This is a genomic window from Streptomyces niphimycinicus, assembly GCF_018883605.1.
Taxonomy (GTDB): Bacteria; Actinomycetota; Actinomycetes; order Streptomycetales; family Streptomycetaceae; genus Streptomyces; species Streptomyces niphimycinicus.
The window spans coordinates 1-2,269 of sequence record NZ_JAHLEM010000452.1 but is presented as its reverse complement, the minus strand read 5'-3'; the positions used below and the strand labels follow the sequence as shown (position 1 = coordinate 2,269).

Genomic DNA, 2,269 nt, shown 5'->3' with positions numbered 1-2,269 from the left:
GAGGCGGCCCGGGCCGCCGGCGGCGTCTCCGGGCGGCGCTGGACGCTCCGGCTCCCGCCGGACGAGGCGCGCGCCGCCATCGCCACCGTGACCGGTGGCCCCGCCTTCGCCGCGCTGGACGATTTCACCCTTGCCACGCCGAGCCTGGAGGATGTGTACATCGCTCTGGGCGGCCGTGCGGAGGGCGCGGAGGGGCTGGTGAAGGCGTGACCGCCGGGGCGAGCCGGTGAACACGTCGGCGACCGTGACCGTAAAGGCCGTAGAGGCGAAGAGGAGCCGCGCAACGTGAGTGTCATGCCCGCCGTGTCCGGTGTATCCGGTGTGTCCGGGGCCACTGCTGTGCCTGGTGCGCCTGGTGTGTCCGGTGCTTCCGCTGGGCTGCCCAGTGCGCCCGGTGCCTCGTCCGGTGCCTCCGGTACGTCGGGGGCGTCCGGGGCCTCGTCCGGTGCGTCGGGTGCGTCCGGTGAGGCCGGGGACATCCCCGCGCCGCTGGCGGCGCGGGCGCGGCTCCTCCCCGCGCTCGCCGCGGTCTACCGCGCCCAGCTCTCACGGGCCCGGGTGGCCCGGATACCGCTGCTCTTCGTGGCCACCTTCCAGTCCATCGGGATCATGATCCTGATGCGCGGGGTGGTGGACGGCGGGAGCGAGGCCCGGGCGGTGGTGGCCGGGTCGAGCGTGCTGGTCGTCGCCTTCGTGGCGCTCAATCTGCTCGCCCAGTACTTCGGTCAGCTCCGGGCCAGCGGCGGGCTCGACCACTACGCGACCCTGCCGGTGCCGCCCTCGGCCGTGGTGCTCGGGGCGGCCGCCGCGTACGCCTCCTTCACCGTGCCCGGGACCATCGTCACCGCGGTCATGGGCAGTGTGCTCTTCCAACTGCCCATGACGCATCTGTGGATCCTCCTCGCCGTGATCCCGCTCTCCGGCGCCGCCCTCGCCGGACTCGGCGCCGTGCTGGGGCTGCTCGCCCCGCGTCAGGAACTCGCCACGCTGTGCGGGCAGTTGGGGATGTCCGCCGCGCTGCTGCTGGGGGTGCTGCCCGCGGACCGGATGCCGCAGGTGGTGTCGTACGCACGCGATCTGCTGCCGTCGACGTACGGTGTGGAGGCCCTGGCCCGGGCCTTCGACGGGCAGCCCGACTGGTGGGTGGTCTGTGCCGACCTCGGGGTGTGCGCCGGGGTGGCCGTGGTGTCCCTCGCCGCCGCGACCTGGGCCTATCGGCGGGCGGCCGTGCGGTGACGCGCCGCAGCGAACGTCCCGCCGACCGAACTACGCCGTCCGCCTGGCACGATGACGGGGTGACCGCACCGTTGACGCCACATGATCCGCCTCCGCCGCACGAGGACCCCGCCGAGGGCCGCCCCCCGGCCCACGGGCAGTCTGCCGGGGACTCCTCAGTGCCGAATCCCTCGGGGTACCCCGAGCACCCTTCCGAGGGCTCGTCCGAGCACCCTTCCGGGCATCCGGGGGGCTCGGAGTACTCCGAGCACTCCGAGTACTCCGAGCCGGGGCCCGAGTTGCGCGCCGAACTGGTGCAGGCGTCGCTGGTCGCGATCGCGGTGGCGGTCTCCGGGGTGCTTCTGGGACTGCTGTGGCTGTGGCTGGCGCCGAAGGTTCCCCTGGTCTCGGACGGCACCGCCGTCTATCTGAAGAACTCGGAAGGGGAGGACGCGATCGGCGCGGACGGTGTGTTCACGCTGCTCGGGCTCGCCTTCGGGGCCGTCTCGGCCCTCATCGTCTTTCTGCTCTTCCGCCACGGCGGTATCGCGCTGGTCATCGGCCTGGCGATCGGCGGGGTCCTCGCCTCGGTGATCGCCTGGCGGCTGGGCCTCTGGCTGGGCCCCACCTCGGACGTCGTGGCCCACGCCAAGGAGGCCGGTAAGGGCGTCACCTTCGACGGACCGCTGAAGCTGGGCGCGAAGGGTGCGCTGCTGGCGTGGTCGGTGGCGGCGATGGTGATCCACTTGGCGCTGACGGGGCTGTTCGGTCCCCGGGATCCGGAGCCTGCGTTGCCGTCGGTGGCGAGGCCGGGAGCGCGCTAGGGGAGCTGTCCGGCGGGACATGACGCCTGCGGCGGGCTGTTTCCCCTCCCCGCCCCTTCCCGCGGTATCGATTTGCGGCTCCGCCGCGTGGTGGGGCTCCGCCTCGGACTCCGGGTTCGGGGGGCTGTTCCCCTACCCGCCCCTTCCCGCGGTATCGATTTGCGGCTCCGCCGCGTGGTGGGGCTCCGCCTCGGACTCCGGGTTCGGGGGGCTGTTCCCCTACCCGCCCC

The 2,269-nt window shown here is 73.5% G+C and carries 2 protein-coding genes and 1 pseudogene; all 3 read left to right on the top strand.

What is annotated here, in order from left to right:
• Positions 1-210: pseudogene (locus KN815_RS32310) on the top strand (ABC transporter ATP-binding protein); the annotation flags it as partial.
• A 75-nt stretch (positions 211-285) separates the two neighbouring features.
• Positions 286-1,236, top strand: a complete 951-nt coding sequence (locus KN815_RS32305; protein WP_253209370.1) for an ABC transporter permease — start codon at positions 286-288, stop codon at positions 1,234-1,236.
• 59 nt (positions 1,237-1,295) lie between these two features.
• Positions 1,296-2,039, top strand: coding sequence for an ABC transporter permease (locus KN815_RS32300; RefSeq protein WP_216345407.1), 744 nt, complete (start codon positions 1,296-1,298; stop codon positions 2,037-2,039).
• Positions 2,040-2,269 lie beyond the last annotated feature (230 nt).